Origin of the sequence: Xanthomonas arboricola pv. guizotiae (assembly GCF_002940205.1) — a bacterium.
GTDB lineage: Bacteria > Pseudomonadota > Gammaproteobacteria > Xanthomonadales > Xanthomonadaceae > Xanthomonas > Xanthomonas arboricola_C.
In genome coordinates this window covers 40184-58271 of sequence record NZ_MDSK01000025.1, presented here as the reverse complement: position 1 = coordinate 58271, position 18088 = coordinate 40184, and the positions used below count along the sequence as shown (strand labels likewise).

The window sequence follows — 18088 nt, the reverse complement described above, 5'->3', positions numbered from 1 at the left end:
GCGCATCCTGACGGTGCGCAACGTCTAAACGGAAGATCTTTTCCATGAAATTGTTCCCGCTCCATCTCATTCCCAACGACACCAAGATCGACTTCATGCGCCTGCGCAAGCCGGTGCTGATCCTGATGCTGGTGATCGCGGTGGCCTCGGTCGGCGTCATCGTCGGCAAGGGCTTCAACTACGCGCTGGAATTCACCGGCGGCACGCTGGTGCAGACCTCGTTCCAGAAGACCGTGGACGTGGATCAGGTGCGCGAGCAGCTGGCCAGGGCCGGCTTCGAGAACGCCCAGGTGCAGAACGCGCGCGGCGGCAACGAAGTGATGATCCGCCTGCAGGCACGCGAGCAGCACAACAATCGCGACGATGCCGCAAGCAGCGTCGCCGAAGAAGTGCGCAAGGCGGTCAGCACTGAGCAGAACCCCGCCACCGTGCAGCCGGGCGAGTTCGTCGGCCCGCAGGTCGGCAAGGACCTGGCCTTGAACGGTGTGTACGCCACCGTGTTCATGCTGGTGGGCTTTCTGATCTACATCGCCTTCCGCTTCGAGTGGAAGTTCGCGGTAGTCGCCAGCCTGACCGCCTTGTTCGACCTGCTGGTCACCGTGGCCTTCGTGTCGCTGACCGGCCGCGAGTTCGACCTGACCGTGCTGGCCGGCCTGTTGTCGGTGATGGGCTTTGCGATCAACGACATCATCGTGGTGTTCGACCGCGTACGCGAGAACTTCCGCGCACTGCGCGTGGAGCCGCTGGAAGTGTTGAACCGTTCGATCAACCAGACGCTGTCGCGCACGGTGATCACCGCGGTGATGTTCTTCCTGTCGGCGCTGGCGTTGTACATCTACGGCGGCGAGTCGATGGAAGGCCTGGCCGAGACGCACATGATCGGCGCGGTGATCGTGGTGATCTCCTCGGTGATCGTGGCAGTGCCGATGCTGAGCATCGGGCCGTTTGCCGTCACCAAGCAGGATCTGCTGCCCAAGGCCAAGGACGTGGAGGCGCTGGCGCGCCGTCCTTGATGCAGCCAGTGGGTGTCTGACGAAAAAACCGCGCGCTCCGCGGTTTTTTCGTTTGCCGCACGGGTTTTTCCTGTGCGGCCAGTCGCCCGCACTCTTGCTGCAAGCTCAGCTCCTGCTGCAACTGCCATTGTCGTTGTTGTTCCAACGCCTGTTGCTGCTGCGTGTGCAGAAATCGCGACCGGTCAGCGACAAGAAGGCCACGATGACCAATAGAGCGAACAACGCGGTCAGGCTGGCGACCGCCGCAAACTTCCGCTCAAAACGGAACGCAAGGTAGATCGCCAAGCCCACCAGCATGAATACCTTGGTTACGCCGCGGTGCGCTGGATGCCGTCGGCGATGACCTGAGCATAGCGATCGAACGCCTGTCCCTCGGGTAGAAGCAAGCGCGGAATAGCCAGTTCGCATTCCAGCAACTGGAGTCGGCCGTCCCGATCATGAAGTGCATCGATGCGATCGAACCACAGCCAGCCGTAGCGGTGTACCAAGGTGTCGTGGATGTGCTGGGCCCAGTTCAGTTCTTCGCGGCCCGCACGCCACGGCTGATTACGGCCTCCCAGACGCTCGTGCGCCCACCAGCCGCCCTGATCGCCGACGGTCTTGCGGACCGCGTGGCTGAAGTGCCCGCCAAGAAATACGAAGGAAAGCTCGCCGAACTCGAGTATCGAAGGCTCGAAGCGCTGCACGAAGATGCTGTGGGTTTTCAATAACCTGGACAGGATTGCCGTATAGCGTTCGGTGTCTTCTCCAAGCACGTAGTGACTCTTGGAACTGCTTCTGCCGCCTCGAGAAAGGCGGATGGTTCTCCACGAACCGGAGGAAACGGTCGGTTTGATGACGATGTCGTCCCAGCCGGTTTCTTGCATGAGCTCCTGGATGCGCAGCGGCGCGCCGCGCTCAACCCAGCAGGTGGGGATCAGGTCGATCCCTGAGTCGCCTAGTTTGCGCAGATACAGACCTTTGTCGAGCGCATCGCGGATCAGCGCGATGTCGTTGGCGAACGGAATCGGTCCTTCGGGAAGATCCTGCACACGCTGGTGCAGGCGTTCTATCTGATTCAGGAATCCGCGGTGCTTGTGGTACCAGCGACACATGCGGACGTTGATGAGATCAACGCCGCGCAAATCCACGTTGTCGATCTCGTTCAAGTGCACCATGCGTGCCTGCACCCCACGTAAGCGCAACGCTTGAACCGCTGCCGGATACTCCAGATGCGGCGCACCCAGACTGAGGTAAATTGCAGTCTGCGGCTTGGCAGTCATCTCAAGGCACGCTCCGTTCTTGTGCGTCCTGCGGAGTTGATTGCACGTCGTCAACAGCAGCGTGGACGCGATTGACGCCGCGCCAGCCTCTGCGTATCCGCGTCTCAGCGGCGTCCCACGCATAGCAGAGCGCAAACTGCAGCAATAATCCCAATGGACGCAGCCGGATAACCCAGCCGAGACGTGTCATGGGGGATATGGGCAGCCGGTCGAACCATGTCGCGCTGCCAGCTGGCCGCTGTTCCGCAGGTTGCACGAGGTCGCGTGCGCTGACGTCGATATGGCCAGCCTTTGCGCCGCCAAACAGCTTCCAGACACGCGGCAACGGAGCCGTCAGGCTGAGGAAACTGGTGACACGCGGTAGCCTGATGCCGTTGTCCTGACGCCAACGTGCGCGCCTGGCGAGCTGACGTTGCAGATGCGCCTGCAGTCGCTGCACCCGTTCTGGCGACAGCCATAGCCAATAGGGCGAGCGCGAGTAGAACAAACGCGATTCCAGTCGCTGCCGCAGACGGCGCAGCTGGGCGGTTTCACGCGAGGATTGACCTTCGGTCTGCACGAGCCAATGCGTCAACGCCGAACGCGTGCTGCCCATGCACCAGAACACCGCCATATCCAGCATGTGCGACAGCAGGAAGAAGCGTGAATCCTCGATGGCCGGGGAGTATTTGTGGTGCACCATGTTGCGCAACATGTGCCAGTCCTGGCGGGTGGCATGATTGATTCTCTCGATATAGCCCCGGTCGAGATGCTGATCGAGCACGTCGCGTTGCACCACATTGGCGATGTGCCAGCTGGTCACCATGCCAAGCGCCATGCCCTGGCTGTAATAGGCATCAATGATGCTTGCCGAGTCTCCGGCCATCGCGTAGCGACGCGTGCTTACGAAAGTGTCGGTCCAATGCTGGACGTTGCGGAAGGTCTGCAGCTCGAGCAGTGTCTGTTCGTTGATGATGCCCTCCAGCAACGGATAGCGCCGGATCAGATTCCAGAATTTCTCGGCAGGTGTTGCGCCTTCCGGTGGGGTGCGCTGGTCGAAAGTCACGCCAACGCTAATACGATCCTGAGACAGGCGGATCACCCAGATCCAGTAGCCGCGCCCCCATAGGTGCACGGTATACAGATCGCGAGGCGTCGATCGCCCGTCCTGCAGCAAGCAATGCCAACGAGCATCGAACACGGCATCTCCCGCATGTTCGAACTGGCCCCAGATGGCGGTGGTCTGGAATCCATCGCGCTCTTCGTGCTTCTCTGCGGTATGTCCCTGCTGCCTGGTCAATAGCCGGCTGCGCCCCGAGCAATCCACCAGCCACCGCGTATCGATCCTTCCATCGCAACCCTGGCCTTGCCAATGCATCAGGTGCGGTCCGTCGTCCTCGGCGAGCACCACCTTGCGGATACGCACGTTGTCGATCAAGGTGATGTTCGGGTGTTCACGTACCGCATCGAGCATGACCGCTTCGGCTTCTGGTCTTACGATTTGCATGTCCAGAAACATGCAGCGAAACCATTTCTTGTCGGGGGCCAGGTCATACAGATAGTGAGGTGGGTGCGGATCTGCATTCACGGCCCATTCTGTGGTCTCGCCGAAATCGTGACGGTGCTCGGCGCCAGCGCTGAACCAGACGCCGAGCTTGATGAACGATCGCTCGGTGAGAAACGTGTCCAATTCGCCGATGGTGCGCAAGAATGCGCTGGTAAAGACCAGAAAGGATTCGCCTACCTTGAAGCTGTGTCTGCGCTCTTGCAGATTGTCGATCAGCGTGACACTTAGGCCGCGCTTGGCCAACTGAAGCGCATTTGTCAGCCCGATGATGCCTGCACCGATGACGACGATTTGATTGGATTTAGGCGGATAGTGGTGTGCCGCAGTTGAGGTCATGTCCGTTATCCTTCCACAGCTGCTGAAACACACGTCGTTGAGCCTATCTACGGTTTTTCACAGATCTTGCGCCGCCCCGAAGTTATGTCGCGCAATTTCAAAATTCTTCAGGCGAAAAAACGAAAGTGGGAACATTGTCTAGGAATGATCGTCGATTCCCCTAAGTGGTGTTATTCGGTATCGGGCCGCGCAAAGCGGGAAAAGGCAAGTGCATGGCAATAGCCAAAAAGCCAGAGCCAGACCCAGGGCAATGCGAGCGACGGCCTGCATTGCAGGCGTCGCTATGGAAACGTACTTACTGGTGCCGGATCACAGATTCCAGTCGATCCGCATGCCCGCGATCAGCGCGTTCTTCAGATCGTTGCTGCGGGTGGGTTCGTTGAACTGGTCGGGGTTGATCACGTAATGCAGGTTCGGGGCGATGCGCAGGCGCTTGGTGACCTGGATGCCGTAGCTCAGCTCCATCATGATCTGGTTGTCGGCCGGGGTGCCGGTGCCGCCAGCGGAGGCGCGCGCCAGGCGCAGGTTTTCGATCGCCTCGTCGCTGTACTTCTGCTGGGTGATCACGAAGGCGATGTTGTCCTGCGGGCGGCTGGCGAAGGTGCCCTTCTGCACCAGGCCCAGTTGCACGAAATGGTCCTCGATCGCCTGGCCGCCGGTGCTCTTGAGGATGGCGCCGAACACGGTCAGGCCGCGGCTGCCGGACGGATCCGGGTTGGTGACCTGCTGTTCGAAGCGGGCGAACACGCCCGAGCGGCCCTGCTTGTTGTCGTAGTCCAGCCCGCTGAGCACGGCGGGGTTGCCGTTGCGGTCGCGCAGCGGGTCGGTGTAGTCGGAGTTGTCCTGCCAGCCGCCCAGTTCGTACATCGCGGCCATGCTGCCGTCGCCGCCCTTGTTCTTGTAGCCGATGGCATACGGCACCACCACGCCGGTGGTGTCGTCGGTGCTCCACTTCAGGCCGTGCTGGCCGTCCTGGGCCTGCACCGGGTTCACCTCGTAGGCGCCCACATGCACGTAGACCTTGGGCGTGACCCAGGCGGTGGCATGCGCGGCCCAGCTGGAAACAGGCCAGTAGGTGAAGTTGCTGGTGCGGAACACGAAGGTGGGGTTGCCGCAGGCCGAGTTGCCCTGGAAGTACTGGCACAGGTCCGAGCCGAGGAAGTGGATGTTGGCCACGCTGCGGCCGGCTTCCAGTTCCAGGCGGTCGTCGAACAGCTTCTGCAGCAGGGTGAAGTTGGCCAGCCGCGTGCCCTGGCCGCCGTAGATTTCCTGCACCGAGGTGCTGTTGCCGATGCTGCTGTTGGCCAGGTTGGTGCCATGACGGTTGGAGACCTGCAGCTTGACCGTGGCGCCGCCCCAGCCGAACAGGCGGTCCATGTCGACATCGGTACCGACCATCAGCTGGCCGGCATAGGCGTCGCCGTTCTTGCGGCCGCCATCGATCATCGATGCGGCTTCGCCGGTGTAACCCAGCTTGAGCTTGAAGGCATCGGCGGCGTCCTGCGCGTGGGCGAGCGGGGTCAGCGCCAGCGCCAGCGACAGGCACAGCAGGCGGGGACGGGCATGGCGGGGGGCGAGGACGGTCATGGCAGGACTCCGAACGAAGGAAGGCGTGGCCGGGTGGCGAACGCGACAGCTAGGGGATGGGCAAGCCGCCGGCCGCGCACGAAGGTGCGCAGCCCAGCGGTGAAACCGGTCAGGGGTGGAGTGGGGCGGCGGTCAGGCGTGGCGCATGCGCGGACGGCACGCGGCAATGGCGAGGTGGCCGAAGGTCAGGCGACCACATCGGCCACCGGCTTCTTGAGCAGGCGCAGTGCCACCGCGGTGACCACCACGCCGACCACCAGGGCCAGCACGTAATTGAGCAGGTGGGTCACCGCGTTGGGGATCAGCAGCACGAAGATGCCGCCGTGCGGTGCCTTCAGCTCGGCACCGGCGGTCATCGAGATCGCGCCGGCCACGGCCGAGCCGATCACCAGCGCCGGGATGGTGCGCAGCGGGTCGCGCGCGGCATACGGGATGGCGCCTTCGGTGACGAAGGCCAGCCCGAGCACGCCGGCGGCCGTGGCCGAGCCGCGTTCTTCCACGGTGAAACGGTTGCGGAACACCCAGGTGGCCAGCGCGATGCCCAGCGGCGGGGTCATGCCGGCCACCATGGCGGCGGCCATCGGGGTGTAGACCTGGCTGGCGATCAGGCCGGTGGAAAACGCATAGGCGGCCTTGTTGACCGGCCCGCCCATGTCGAAGGCCATCATGCCGCCGAGCAACAGGCCCAGCAGCAGCGCGCTGCTGCCCTGCATGCCGCGCAGCCAGGCGGTGAGCCAGGCCAGCAGATCGGCCACCGGTTGCCCGAACACGTACATCATCGCCAACCCGACCAGTAGCGTGCCCAGCACCGGCAGGATCAGCACCGGCTTGAGCCCTTCCAGGTTGCGCGGCAGCTTGATGTAGCGGTTGAGCGCGGCCACGCCGTAGCCGGCGATGAAGCCGGCGATGATCCCGCCGAGAAAACCGGCGTTGAGGTTGGCTGCGACCAGCCCGCCGATCATGCCGGGCGCGATGCCGGGGCGGTCGGCGATGGAGTAGGCGATATAGCCGGCCAGCGCCGGCACCATCAGGGTAAAGCCGGCCTTGGCGCCGATCTGGAACAGCGACCAGGCCAAGGTGCCCTGATGCGTGTCGTCGCCGGCATAGATGCCGCCCAGCGCAAAGGCCAGCGCGATCAGCAGCCCGCCGGCAGTCACGAACGGCAGCATGAACGACACCCCGGTCATCAGGTGCTTGTAGGCGCCGGTGCGGGTGTTGCCCTTGCTCGCGGTGGCGCTGGCAGCGGGGCCGGCAACTGGCGTTGCGCCGCCGTGCACGCTCGCCTCGGCCAGGGCCTTGTTGATCAGCGCCGGGCCATCGTTGATCGCCGGCTTGGTGCCGCTCTTGAACAGGCGCTTGCCGCCGAAGCGGGCCAGGTCGACCTCGCGATCGGCGGCGATCAGCACCAGATCGGCATCGCGGATTTCCGCGTCGGTCAGGGCATCCTGCGCGCCCACCGAGCCCTGGGTTTCCACGCGGATCTGGTAGCCGAGTTTCCTGGCGGCCTGCTGCAGGCCTTCGGCGGCCATGAAGGTGTGCGCGATACCGGTGGGGCAGGAGGTGATCGCAACGATGCGCTTGCTGCTGGCGCCTGCGCTGGCTGCGGCAGCCGATGCATTGGCGGCGGCCGGTGCGACGAGCTGGTTCACTGCGGCGGCCGGGTCGTCCAGCACCGCGCCCAGGCTCAGGCGCAGCAGCTGCGCGTCGCCGAAGCGGGCGGTGTCGGCATCGGCGTCGCCGATCACCAGCACCTGGCTGGCGGCGCTGGCCAGTTCGCCCGGCAATGCGCCGAGCACGCCCTGGTCGCTGCGGATCTCGATCGTCACGCTGCGCCCGGCGGCGGTGGCCGCGCGGCGCAGCGCTTCGGCCGCCAGGACGGCTTCGGTGCTGCGGTCGCCAGCGGCGATGACCACGATGGAAGAGGACATGCAAATCTCCTGCGTTGTTCGGTCGCCGGCAAACGCCGGCGGGATACGTGGTGTCTTGCACAAAACACCGGCGCGCTGCGCTGGCACCGCCAGCGTTCGCGCCGGCGGTGGTGCTACGAGAGCGGGTCGATGACGATCTCGTCGGCGAGCTTGCGTACCTGCTGCGGGATCAGCCGGCGCGCATCGCCGCTTTCCAGCCGGCTGACCGAGAACGCGGTCGCCAGCCGTGCGCAACTTTCCAGATCGGTGGACTCGCCGAGCAGCGCGGCGGCCAGGCCGGCCACCATCGCGTCACCGGCGCCCACGCTGCTGCCTTGCGCCAGCCGCGGCGGACGCGCGATCAGGCGCTGGTCGCGCTGCACGAACAGCGCGCCCTCGGTGCCCATCGAAATGACCACCAGCTGGATGCCGCGTGCGATCAGCTCGTGCGCGGCGGCGCTGAGGGCGGCGCGGTCGCTCAGCGGGCGGCCGGTCCAGGCTTCCAGTTCGTGCCGGTTCGGCTTGACCGCGTAGGGCAGCGCCTGGCGTGCGGCGCCGAGTGCGGCCACCAGCGGCGCGCCACTGGTGTCCAGCAGCACGCGCGCACCGGCGGCGCTGGCCTGGGCCTGCAGCTGCGCCCAGCTGTCGTCCGGCAGCCCGGCCGGCAGGCTGCCCGACAGCACCACCGGCAGGCCGGGGCGCAGCAGCGGCGCAAGGTGATCGGCCACACCTTGCAGATGCGGCGGGCCCAGGCGCAGGCCGGGCAGGTTGATGTCGGTGGTGTCGTTGCTGCGCGCGTCGACCAGCTTGAGGTTGGTGCGGGTCTCGCCGGCCACGCGCTGGCAGTGATCGGCAATGCCGCGCTCGCGGAACAGCGCTTCGAACACGCCGGCATTGCCGACCCCGAGCACGCCCAGCGCGGCGACCTGGCTGCCCCAGTCGGCCAGGCAGGCGGCCACGTTGATGCCCTTGCCGCCGGCATCGTTGCGCACGCTGCTGGCGCGGTGCACGGCGCCCGGTTGCAGGTGGTCGAGCTGGATGGTCTGGTCGATGGCCGGGTTCAGCGTGACGGTGATGGCCTGCAGGCTCATGCCGCGTCCTCGCGCTTGGCTTCCAACGCGCGCACCTGTTCGGCGGTTTCGCAGTTCAGCGCCTGCCCGGCGAGCTGCTGTAGCTGGCTCAACGCGGCGCCACGCAGGCGTGCCTTGACCGCCGGGATGTCGTTGGGGGTCATCGACAATTCCTGCACGCCCAGGCCGGCCAGCAGGCTGGCGCCGAACGGATCGCCGGCCAGCCCGCCGCACACGCCGACCCAGCGGTCGTGTTTGCGCGCACCATCGATCGTGCTGCGGATCATGCGCAGCACCGCCGGATGCAGGCTGTCGGCTTCGGCGGCCAGTTCCGGGTTCTGGCGATCGATCGCCAGCACGTACTGGGTGAGATCGTTGGTGCCGATGGAGAAGAAGTCCGCGTGGCGCGCCAGCACGTCGGCCTGCGCGGCGGCGGCGGGCACTTCGATCATGATGCCGATCGGCACTTCCGGCGCGTCGAGGTCGGTGCGGATGCGTGCGCAGATGGCGCGCAGCGCGATCAGCTCCGGCACCGAGGTGATCATCGGGAACATGATCGACAGCCGCGCACCGTCCCTGGCGGCGCGGTACAGCGCACGCAGTTGCGGCTCCAGCAGGTCGGGGCGACGCAGCAGCAGGCGCGCGCCGCGCACGCCCAGGAACGGGTTTTCCTCGTGCGGCAGTTCCAGATGCGCCACCTGTTTGTCGCCGCCGATGTCCAGCGCGCGCACGATCAGCGGGCGGCCGTCCAGCGCCTGCGCCATCGCCAGATACGTGGCGTGTTGTTCGTCCTCGCTGGGGGTGCGGCCGCTTTCCAGGAACAGGAATTCGGTGCGCATCAGGCCCACGCCTTCGGCGCCCTGGGTCAGCGCCAGCGCGACCTGGTCGGGCAGGTTGACGTTGGCGCCGATGTCGATGTGGTGGCCGTCGCTGGTGTCGGCCGGCAATGCGCGCTGCGCGGCTTCGCGCTCGCGGATCGCCTGCTGTTCGGCGATATGCGCGCGCGCGGCGTCCAGATCGAGTTCGGACGGGTTGATGTACAGCCGCCCGCTGCTGCCGTCGATGATGGCGGTGACGCCGTCTTCGATATCCATGAGTTGGCCGCCGGCCGCGACCAGCGCCGGCAGGCCGAGCGTGCGCGACAGGATCGCGGTATGCGAGGTCGGCCCGCCTTGCGCGGTGGCCAGGCCGAGCACGCGCGTGGTGTCCAGGTTGGCGGTGTCCGACGGCGACAGATCGCCGGCCAGCAGGATGCAGGGCTGCTCGGGCAGGTCGGTCAGGCCGGCGCCTGCAGCGGCCGGGTCGAGCTGGGCCAGCACGCGGCGGCCGACGTCGCGCAGGTCGGCCGCGCGGCCGGCCAGAACCGGGTTGCCGAGTGCGGCCAGGCCCGAGGCGATCTGTTCCACCGCCTGGTGCCAGGACCACGCCACGCCGTGGCCTTCGACCATCAGCTGGCAGGTGCGGGTGATCAGGTCGGTGTCGTTGAGCAGTTCGGCCTGGGCCTTGAAGATCGCCGCATCCGAGGCGCCGAGCCGGCGCTGGGTGTCGTCCTGGATCGCCGCCAGTTGCTGGCGGGTGCGGGTCAGCGCGTCGTGCAGCAGTGCGCCGCCATCGCCCAGGCCGACCGGTTGATCGGCCACCTCGGTCTGCGCCGCGCGCAGGCGGTGCACGATGCCGATCGCCACGCCCGGGCTGGCGCCGATGCCGACGATGGCCGGTTGCGCCTGCGGCGGCGTCCAGCCGACCACCGGGGCGGCGCGGCGTTGCGCGGCGCGTTCGGCATCGGCCTTTTCCTGCGCCGTCAGGCTGTCCATCACTGCGCGCAGGCGCTTGAGCAGCGCGCTAGCGTCGCTGCCTTCGGCCGAGACGGTGATGCTGTCGCCGGCACGCAGGCCCAACTGCAGCAGGCCGACCAGGCTCTTGGCATCGGCGGCCTGGTCGCCGGCGCGCACCTGGGCGCGCGCCGAGAAACCGCGCGCGGTCTCGGCCCAGCGGGTGGCCGGACGGGCATGCAGGCCGCTGGGGTAAGCAATCGTCCACTCGAATGTTTCGGCCAGATCGGTGGCCGGCGCGGCGCTGGTGTCGGGCGCGCGGTCGCCGGTCAGGGCCGCCACGATCACGCCGGGGTCGTCGGTGCTGAACAGCGCTTCCAGCTGGGCCGGGTCCTGGATCAGGCGGGTCAGCCGGCGCAGCAGGGTGATGTGGGTGTCGGACTGGGCGGCGATACCGACCACCAGCCGGGTGGTCTGGCCCGGGTTCCACTCCACCCCCTCGGGCAACTGCAGCACCGCGATGCCGTCGCGGCGCACCAGATGGCGGTCTTCGCCCACGCCATGCGGGATCGCCAGGCCATGGCCGAGGAAGGTGTTCGCCAGGCCTTCGCGGCGCCGCATGCTGGCGTCGTAGCCCGGCGCCACGCAGCCGGCGGCGACCAGCAACTGGGCGGCCTGTGCGATGGCATCGTCCTTGTCGCGGGCATGGGCACGCAGGCGCACGAGTTCGGGAGTGACGGGGGCGGCTGGCGACGGAGAGGACAAGACGGACTCCGGGGTAGGAACGGGTTGGGAAGTATAGTGGGAACGTTCCCACTCCTGGCGTCAATGTGCACTGCACAAAAACGCCGTAGTGCTTTCGGGTTAGCATTCGGACGGAACAGGACGCCTGGCAGTAGGCGCGCAAATGGAGCGGGAACGGTCCCAGTGAGCATCAGCATCAATGACGTGGCCCGTGTGGCCGGGGTGTCCAAATCGACGGTCTCGCGTGCGCTGGGCACCGGCCCGGTCAGCGAGGAGGTGCGGGCCAAGGTCGAGGCGGCAGTACGCCAGACCGGCTACCGGCCCAACCTGATGGCGCGCCGCCTGCGGTCCCAGCAGTCCGGCATCCTGGGAGTGATCGTCGCCGACATCCGCAACCCGTACTTCACCGCGCTGATCCGCGCGGTGGAGGAAGTGGCCTATCGCGCCGGCATGCGCGTGACCCTGTGCAATACCGACGAAGACCCCGAGCGCGAGGCGCTGTACCTGCAATTGATGCAGGAAGAGCGCATCACCGGGCTGATCTTCGCGCCGACCCGCAGCACGGTCGGGCGCATGCATGAGCTGGTGCTGGACTACCCGACCGTGCTGGTGGACCGCGCCGGCCCCGGCAGCCGCTACGACAGCGTGGTGCTGGACAACGCCGCAGCCATGGGCGAACTGGTGGCGCATCTGCAGGAGCAGGGGTATCGGCGCATCGGCGGGCTGTTCGGCACCAGCACCACCGCGACCGAGCGCCGCAAAGGCTATCTGGCCGCGATGGCGGCGCCAGGGCTGGCGCCTGCCTATCGTGAAGTGGCGCCCACCGCCGAAGCGGCGATCGCCGAAGTCGGCCAATGGCTGGCCAGCGCGGACCGGCCCGACGCCATCGTCACCAGCAACAGCCTGCTGTTGATGGGCGCGCTCAAGGCCGCCCGCACCGCTGGTCTGCGCCTGCCCGACGACCTGGCCCTGGCCGGTTTCGACAACGAGCGCTGGACCGATCTGGTCGAGCCGGGCATTACCGTGGTCGAGCAGCCGGTCGAGGACATGGGCCGCGCGGCGATGTCGCTGCTGCTGGAACGCTTGAGCAATCCGCAGCTGCCGATCCGCCGCATGGTGATGACCGGCCGCTGCGTGGTCCGCGGCTCCACCGGCGCACGCCCGCGCACCTAGCCGCCCGCCATATCGTAGGAGCGCACCCGGGCGCGACGGGCGTTACCGGCAAGGCCCGTCGCGCCCGGGTGCGCTCCTACGACGGCGGGGGCGTTTGTTGTAGATCGCGCTATGCGGTCTTGCCCAATCACCCCCATGTCACCAATCCCCGCTACCCCGTAGGAGCGCCCTTGGGCGCGATGGGCGTTACCGGCAAGGCCCGTCGCGCCCGGGTGCGCTCCTACGACGGCGGGGGCGTTTGTCGCAAATCACGCTATGCGGTCTTGCCCAATCACCCCGTGTCACCAATCCCCGCTACCCCGTAGGAGCGCCCTTGGGCGCGACGGGCGTTACCGGCAAGGCCCGTCGCGCCCATCCCCGCCACGGGGCATCACGGGAGCGCCGCCCAAAAAAAAGCCCCGGCACTGCCGGGGCTCTTCGTTCTGCGCCATGTCCGGGATCAGCGATCCGGACGATGCGTCCCCGAGTCGTTCTGTGCGACCAGGTATTCCTTGGACTGTTCGTCCAGCTTGTCGCCCAGCATGCGGCGCACCACCACGAAGAACAGCGGGATGAAGATCACGCCGAGCACGGTGGCGAACACCATGCCGCCGATCACGCCGGTACCGATGGAGTGACGCGAGTTGGCGCCGGCACCGGTGGAGATGGCCAGCGGCAGCACGCCCAGGATGAAGGCGAACGAGGTCATCAGGATCGGGCGGAAGCGCAGATGCGCCGCTTCCAGCGTCGCCTCGCGCAGCGTCTTGCCCGCCGCACGCTGCTCCACCGCGAACTCCACGATCAGGATCGCGTTCTTGGCCGCCAGGCCGATCACCGTGATCATGCCGATCTTGAAGTACAGATCGTTCGGCAGGCCGCGCAGCATCGAGAAGGTGATCGCGCCCAGCACGCCAATCGGCACCACCATCAGCACCGCCACCGGAATCGACCAGCTCTCGTAGAGGGCGGCCAGGCACAGGAACACCACCACGACCGACAACGCCAGCAGCAGCGTGGCCGCATTACCGGCAATGATTTCCTGGTACGACATGCCGCTCCAGTCAAACCCGAAGCCCGGCGGCAGGTCGTTGTTGACGATCTCCTCCATCGCGGTCATCGCCTGGCCGGAGCTGCCGCCCGGAGCCGGGTTGCCGACGATATTCACCGCCGAATAGCCGTTGTAGCGGTTCAGTGCCGGCGAGGCGTAGGTCCAGTCGGCCTTGACCACATTGCTCAGCGGAATCATCCCCGGCTGACCATCGGCACCGGTGGCCGTGGCGCTGGGGCTGAAGAAGCTGCGCAGCGACTCGGGGCCGGTACGGAACTGGTCGTCGGCACGGATGTTGACGCGTTTGATGCGGCCTTCGGAAAAGTAGTCGTTGATGTAGACAGGCGCGAGCATCAGCTGGATCGAGCTGTAGACGTCGCTGACGTCCAGGCCCATCGACTGCGCCTGCACGCGGTCCACGTGCAGCTGCAGCTGCGGCGCGTCTTCCAGCCCGTTCGGGCGCACGCCCACCATGGTGTCCTGCCTTTCCGCCGCCTTGCCCAGCACGATGTTGCGCGCCTGGGTCAGGGCTTGCTGGCCTGCGCCGGAGCGGTCCTGCAGCCACATGTCGAAGCCGCCGAACTGGCCAAGGCCCTGCACGGTGGGCAGGTTGACCACGAAGATCTGCGCGCCCTTGATGCCGTAGAAGGCGCCGTTGAGTTGCTTGATCAGCTCATCTGCGGTCACATCGCGCTCTTCCCACGGCTTGAGCCGGATGAAGCCCATGCCGACGTTTTCGCCCGAGCCCAGGAAGCTGAAGCCGGCGATCTGCAGCATGCCTTCCACGGCCGGCTGCTTCTCCAGCACCGCACGCATCTGCGCGAACGCTTCGTTGGTACGGATCTTGGTCGCGCCCGGCGGCAACTGCACGATCGCCAACGCAAAGCCCTGGTCTTCTTCCGGCAGGAAGCTGCCCGGCATGCGGGTGAACAGGAAGCCGCACAGCACCACCAGCACCACGAACACGATCATCCACGGCGGCGAGCGCTTGAGGGTGTGGCTCACCACGCCGACATAGCGATGCGCCAGCTTGTCGTAGTACTTGTCGAAGGTGCGGTAGACCCAGTTCTTCTTGGTCGAATGGGTCGACTTGAGGAACGCGCCGCACAGCGCCGGGGTGAAGCTCAGCGCCAGGAACGCGGAGAACCCCATCGACATGGCGATGGTCAACGCGAACTGCTTGTAGATCGCGCCCGAAGCGCCCGGTTGCAGCGAGGAGGGGATGAACACCGCCGCCAGCACCACGGTGATGGCCACCACCGCACCGGTGATCTGGGTCATCGCCTTCTGGGTGGCCGCCTTCGGCTCCAGATGCTCTTCGCTCATGATGCGTTCGACGTTCTCGATCACCACGATCGCATCGTCGACCACGATGCCGATCGCCAGCACCATCGCAAACAGCGTCAGCTGGTTGATGGTGAAGCCGATCATGTACATGCCGAAGAACGTGCCCAGCAGTGCGACCGGAATCACCAGCGTGGGAATCACGGTGGCGCGGAAGTTCTGCAGGAACAGCAGCATCACCAGGAACACCAGCACGATGGCTTCCACCAGCGTGTGGATCACTTCCTCGATGGAGATGCGCACGAAAGTGGTCGATTCGTACGGCGCAAACCAGGTCACGCCCTGCGGGAAGGTCGGCTGCAGTTCGTCGAGCTTGGCACCGACCGCCTCGGACACGTTCAACGCATTGGCGCCCGGCAATAGCTGGATGCCGAAGGCGCCGGTGGGCTTGCCGTTGTATTGGGTGTCGAAGCCGTAGGTGCTCGGCCCCACGGTGACCCGTGCGACATCCTTCAAGCGCACCGTGGCGCCGTTGTTGTCGGTACGCAGGATGATGTTTTCGAACTGCTCGGGCGAGCTGAAGCGGCCTTCCGCCGACACCGTGGCGGTGAAGCTGATGCCTTCCGGGGTCGGGTCGGCGCCCACCGAACCGGCGGCGAACTGCACGTTCTGGTTACGCACGGCGGTCAGCACCTGGGTCGCCGACAGGTTGTAGCCCTGCAGCTTCTCCGGGTTCAACCAGATGTTCATCGCGTACTCGGCGCCGAACTGGTTGGTGCTGCCCACGCCGGGCACGCGCGAGATCTGTTCGAGCACGCGCGAACCGACGATGTCGTTGAGCGCGTCGCGGTCGATCGACGGGTTGTCCGAGCGCAACGCGGCCACCATCAGGAAGCCGGCGTTGGCCTTGGCCACCACCACGCCCTGCTGGGTCACTTCCGAGGGCAGGCGCGGCGTGGCCAGCGACACCTTGTTCTGCACCTGCACCTGCGCGATATCCGCGTCGGTGCCGGTTTCGAAGGTCAGCGTGATGGTCACGCGGCCGTTGGCGGCCGAGGACGAGTTGAAGTACAGCAGATGGTCGATACCGGTGAGCTGCTGCTCGATGACCTGGGTCACCGCTTTTTCGGTGGTATCGGCGCTGGCGCCGGGGAAGTTGGCGGTCACGGTGACCTGCGGCGGGGCGATCGTCGGGTACGACTCGATACCCAGATTCAGGATCGAGATCACGCCCGCAAGCGAGATCAGGATCGCCACCACCCAGGCAAAGACAGGGTGTTCGATGAAAAACTTAGGCATGTCCGGGTTCCGTTACTGCTGCTTGGACTGGGAGTCGGCCGGCTGCGCCGCAGCGTCCGGCTTGGACTGTTCCTGCGCGGCCGGTGCCGCTGCATCGGCGGTGTCGGCTGCCGGTGCGGCCTGCGCGCCGCCGCCCTGGGCGGCGGCGGGAGCCGCGCCCGGTGCGCCCGGCTGGCCGCCTTGCGCCGGCTTGTTCGGATCCCACGGCACGCCCTTGGCCGGCTGGCCTTCCTTGGCCTTCTGCACGCCGTCGACGATCACCTGGTCGCCCGGGGTCATGCCCGCGGTGACGATCCACTGGCCCTTCTGCTGGCCATCGACGGTGAGGTTCTTGCGCGCCACCTTGCCGTCCTTGCCCAGCACCAGCGCGTAGGCGCTGGTGGCATCGCGCTGCACGGCCTGCTGCGGCAGCAGGTAGGCGTTGTTGCGCTGGCCCAGGCTGGCCTTGAAGGTCACGAACGCGCCCGGCAGCAGGGCTTGTTCGGGGTTGGGCAGGGTCGCGCGCAGCGACACCGCGCCGGTGCTCGGGTCCACCGTCACCGCCGACACGTCCAGGGTGCCGGGGTGCTGGTACTGCGTGCCGTTGCCCAGTTCCACGTTGATGGTGGACTTGCCATCGCCGCTGAGCTGCACGTTGCCGCTACTCTGGGCCTGGCGCAGGGCGGCCAGTTCTTCGCTGCTCATCGCAAAGTTCACGTACAGCGGGTCGACCTGGTCGACCGTGGTCAGCAGGGTCGCCTCACCGGCGCCCACCAGCGCACCTTCGGTCACGCGCTGGATGCCGGCGCGTCCGGTGATCGGCGAGGTGACGCTGGCGAAACCGAGCTGGATGCGGGCGGACTCGACCGCGCCGCGCGCCTGCTGCACGCTCGCACCGGACGACCGCTCGTTGGCTTCGGCGGTGTCGATATCGGCGCGCGAGACATATTGCTGCGGCGCCAGGCTGCGCGCACGCGTCGCGGCGATCTTGGCATTGGCATAGGTCGCTTCGGCGGCGGCCAGCTGGCCCTGCGCCTGCAGCAGCGTGGCCTTCAGCGGCGCCGGGTCGATCTCGAACAGCGGCTGGCCTTCCTTGACGTCGGTGCCTTCGGTGTACAGGCGCTTGAGCAGCACGCCGTCCACGCGCGCACGCACGTCGGCCGAGCGGAACGCCGACAGCCGGCCGACCAGGTCGCGTTCCAGCGGCAGGGTCTGCGGCTTCATTTCCAGCACCGACACTTCCGGCGGCGGCGGCGCCTGCTGTTGTTCGGGCTTGCTGCAGGCAGCCAGCGCCAGGGTGATGGCACAGGCCAGGCCGAATGTGCGGAGCGGGGCGATCATCAGGAGGAACTCCGTTAGGGTCTTGAAGTGAGAAAGGAAAGCGGGGACAGCGAAGGCGTGGCAGCGACCGCGGCAAATGCGCGCAGGAAGGTGTCGACAGCGAATTGCGCCCACTGCTGCCTGGCGGGAAGGCCGGCGCGGTGGGGTACCTGAAAGCGTTGCCGGTCGAAATCCAGACCGACGATCATGCTCAACAGCAGTTCGGCCATACAGTGCGGATCGTCATGGCGCAGCTGGCCGGCCTGCATCGCCTGTTCGAAGCGCTGCGCCAGGCGCTGCTGCATGCCGACGACCCCGTCCTGGAAGATCTGCTGCGACTGATCGGGGAACCGGTGCGATTCGGCTTCCACCAACCGGCAGGTCTGTAGCACATCCGGGCGGTTCAGGCGGTCAAGGTGGGCCAGCGCGAAGGCCAGCAGATCCTCGCGCAACTCGCCCGAGGCGGTGCCCAGCGGCACCGTGGCCAGGTGCACATGGTCCTGAAGCACATCGCGCAGCAGGTTTTCTTTACAACCGTAATAACTGTAGAGCGTCTGCTTGGAGCAGCCGGCGCGCTCGGCCACCGCATCCATGCTCAGCCGCATGCCGCGCTCGGCAAGCAGCGTATGCACAGCCGCATGGATGCGGCGATCGCAGTCCGAGCGCCGGGCAGCACGGTGGGAACGGGGGGTCATGGCGGTAGACTATACCGTCCAGTTTAGTTTTTAAACAGGCTTGACGGTCGCAGTTTTGTCTGCACAACGCCTTG

General features: G+C 66.5%; 12 protein-coding genes. 2 read left to right on the top strand and 10 right to left on the bottom strand.

Annotation, left to right across the window (positions count from 1 at the left end):
* Positions 1 to 44: 44 nt before the first annotated feature.
* Positions 45 to 1013, top strand: a complete 969-nt coding sequence (secF, locus tag XarbCFBP7408_RS15175) for a protein translocase subunit SecF (protein ID WP_104563664.1) — start codon at positions 45 to 47, stop codon at positions 1011 to 1013.
* Between the two features lie 105 nt (positions 1014 to 1118).
* Here secF and XarbCFBP7408_RS15170 read toward each other — a convergent pair whose 3' ends face one another.
* The 7 genes from XarbCFBP7408_RS15170 to ptsP all read right to left on the bottom strand — a co-directional run bounded on the left by XarbCFBP7408_RS15170 (position 1119) and on the right by ptsP (position 11258).
* Positions 1119 to 1310, bottom strand: coding sequence for a hypothetical protein (locus tag XarbCFBP7408_RS15170; protein WP_429001394.1), 192 nt, complete (start codon positions 1308 to 1310; stop codon positions 1119 to 1121).
* Positions 1311 to 1321: 11 nt separating this feature from the next.
* The gene (locus XarbCFBP7408_RS15165; RefSeq protein WP_104563663.1) at positions 1322 to 2275 is read right to left on the bottom strand and encodes an ATP-grasp domain-containing protein; all 954 of its coding nucleotides are present in this window, start codon (positions 2273 to 2275) and stop codon (positions 1322 to 1324) included.
* A 1-nt stretch (position 2276) separates the two neighbouring features.
* Positions 2277 to 4157, bottom strand: coding sequence for an NAD(P)/FAD-dependent oxidoreductase (locus tag XarbCFBP7408_RS15160; RefSeq protein WP_104563662.1), 1881 nt, complete (start codon positions 4155 to 4157; stop codon positions 2277 to 2279).
* A 309-nt stretch (positions 4158 to 4466) separates the two neighbouring features.
* Positions 4467 to 5744: a carbohydrate porin gene (locus XarbCFBP7408_RS15155; RefSeq protein WP_181106639.1), complete on the bottom strand. Its 1278-nt coding sequence runs from the start codon at positions 5742 to 5744 to the stop codon at positions 4467 to 4469.
* A 185-nt stretch (positions 5745 to 5929) separates the two neighbouring features.
* A complete protein-coding gene (locus XarbCFBP7408_RS15150) occupies positions 5930 to 7672 on the bottom strand; it encodes a PTS fructose transporter subunit IIC (protein WP_104563661.1) in 1743 nt (580 codons plus the stop codon).
* Between the two features lie 113 nt (positions 7673 to 7785).
* Positions 7786 to 8742, bottom strand: coding sequence for a 1-phosphofructokinase (gene pfkB, locus XarbCFBP7408_RS15145; protein WP_104563660.1), 957 nt, complete (start codon positions 8740 to 8742; stop codon positions 7786 to 7788).
* Positions 8739 to 11258, bottom strand: coding sequence for a phosphoenolpyruvate--protein phosphotransferase (gene ptsP, locus XarbCFBP7408_RS15140; protein ID WP_104563659.1), 2520 nt, complete (start codon positions 11256 to 11258; stop codon positions 8739 to 8741). Before ptsP ends, pfkB begins: the two co-directional genes overlap by 4 nt.
* A gap of 162 nt (positions 11259 to 11420) precedes the next feature.
* Between ptsP and XarbCFBP7408_RS15135 the strand changes: the two genes are divergently transcribed.
* Complete coding sequence (locus XarbCFBP7408_RS15135; protein WP_104563658.1) at positions 11421 to 12410, top strand: LacI family DNA-binding transcriptional regulator; 990 nt, start codon at positions 11421 to 11423, stop codon at positions 12408 to 12410.
* A gap of 439 nt (positions 12411 to 12849) precedes the next feature.
* Here the strand turns inward: XarbCFBP7408_RS15135 and XarbCFBP7408_RS15130 are convergent, their stop codons facing one another.
* From XarbCFBP7408_RS15130 to XarbCFBP7408_RS15120, 3 genes are read right to left on the bottom strand one after another with little or no spacing between them, the layout of a single operon-like run.
* Entirely contained in the window at positions 12850 to 16020 is a 3171-nt protein-coding gene (locus XarbCFBP7408_RS15130; RefSeq protein WP_104563657.1) for a multidrug efflux RND transporter permease subunit, read from the bottom strand.
* A 12-nt stretch (positions 16021 to 16032) separates the two neighbouring features.
* Positions 16033 to 17340: an efflux RND transporter periplasmic adaptor subunit gene (locus XarbCFBP7408_RS15125; protein WP_104563656.1), complete on the bottom strand. Its 1308-nt coding sequence runs from the start codon at positions 17338 to 17340 to the stop codon at positions 16033 to 16035.
* A 14-nt stretch (positions 17341 to 17354) separates the two neighbouring features.
* Positions 17355 to 18014: a TetR/AcrR family transcriptional regulator gene (locus XarbCFBP7408_RS15120; RefSeq protein ID WP_024940186.1), complete on the bottom strand. Its 660-nt coding sequence runs from the start codon at positions 18012 to 18014 to the stop codon at positions 17355 to 17357.
* Between the last annotated feature and the right edge of the window lie 74 nt (positions 18015 to 18088).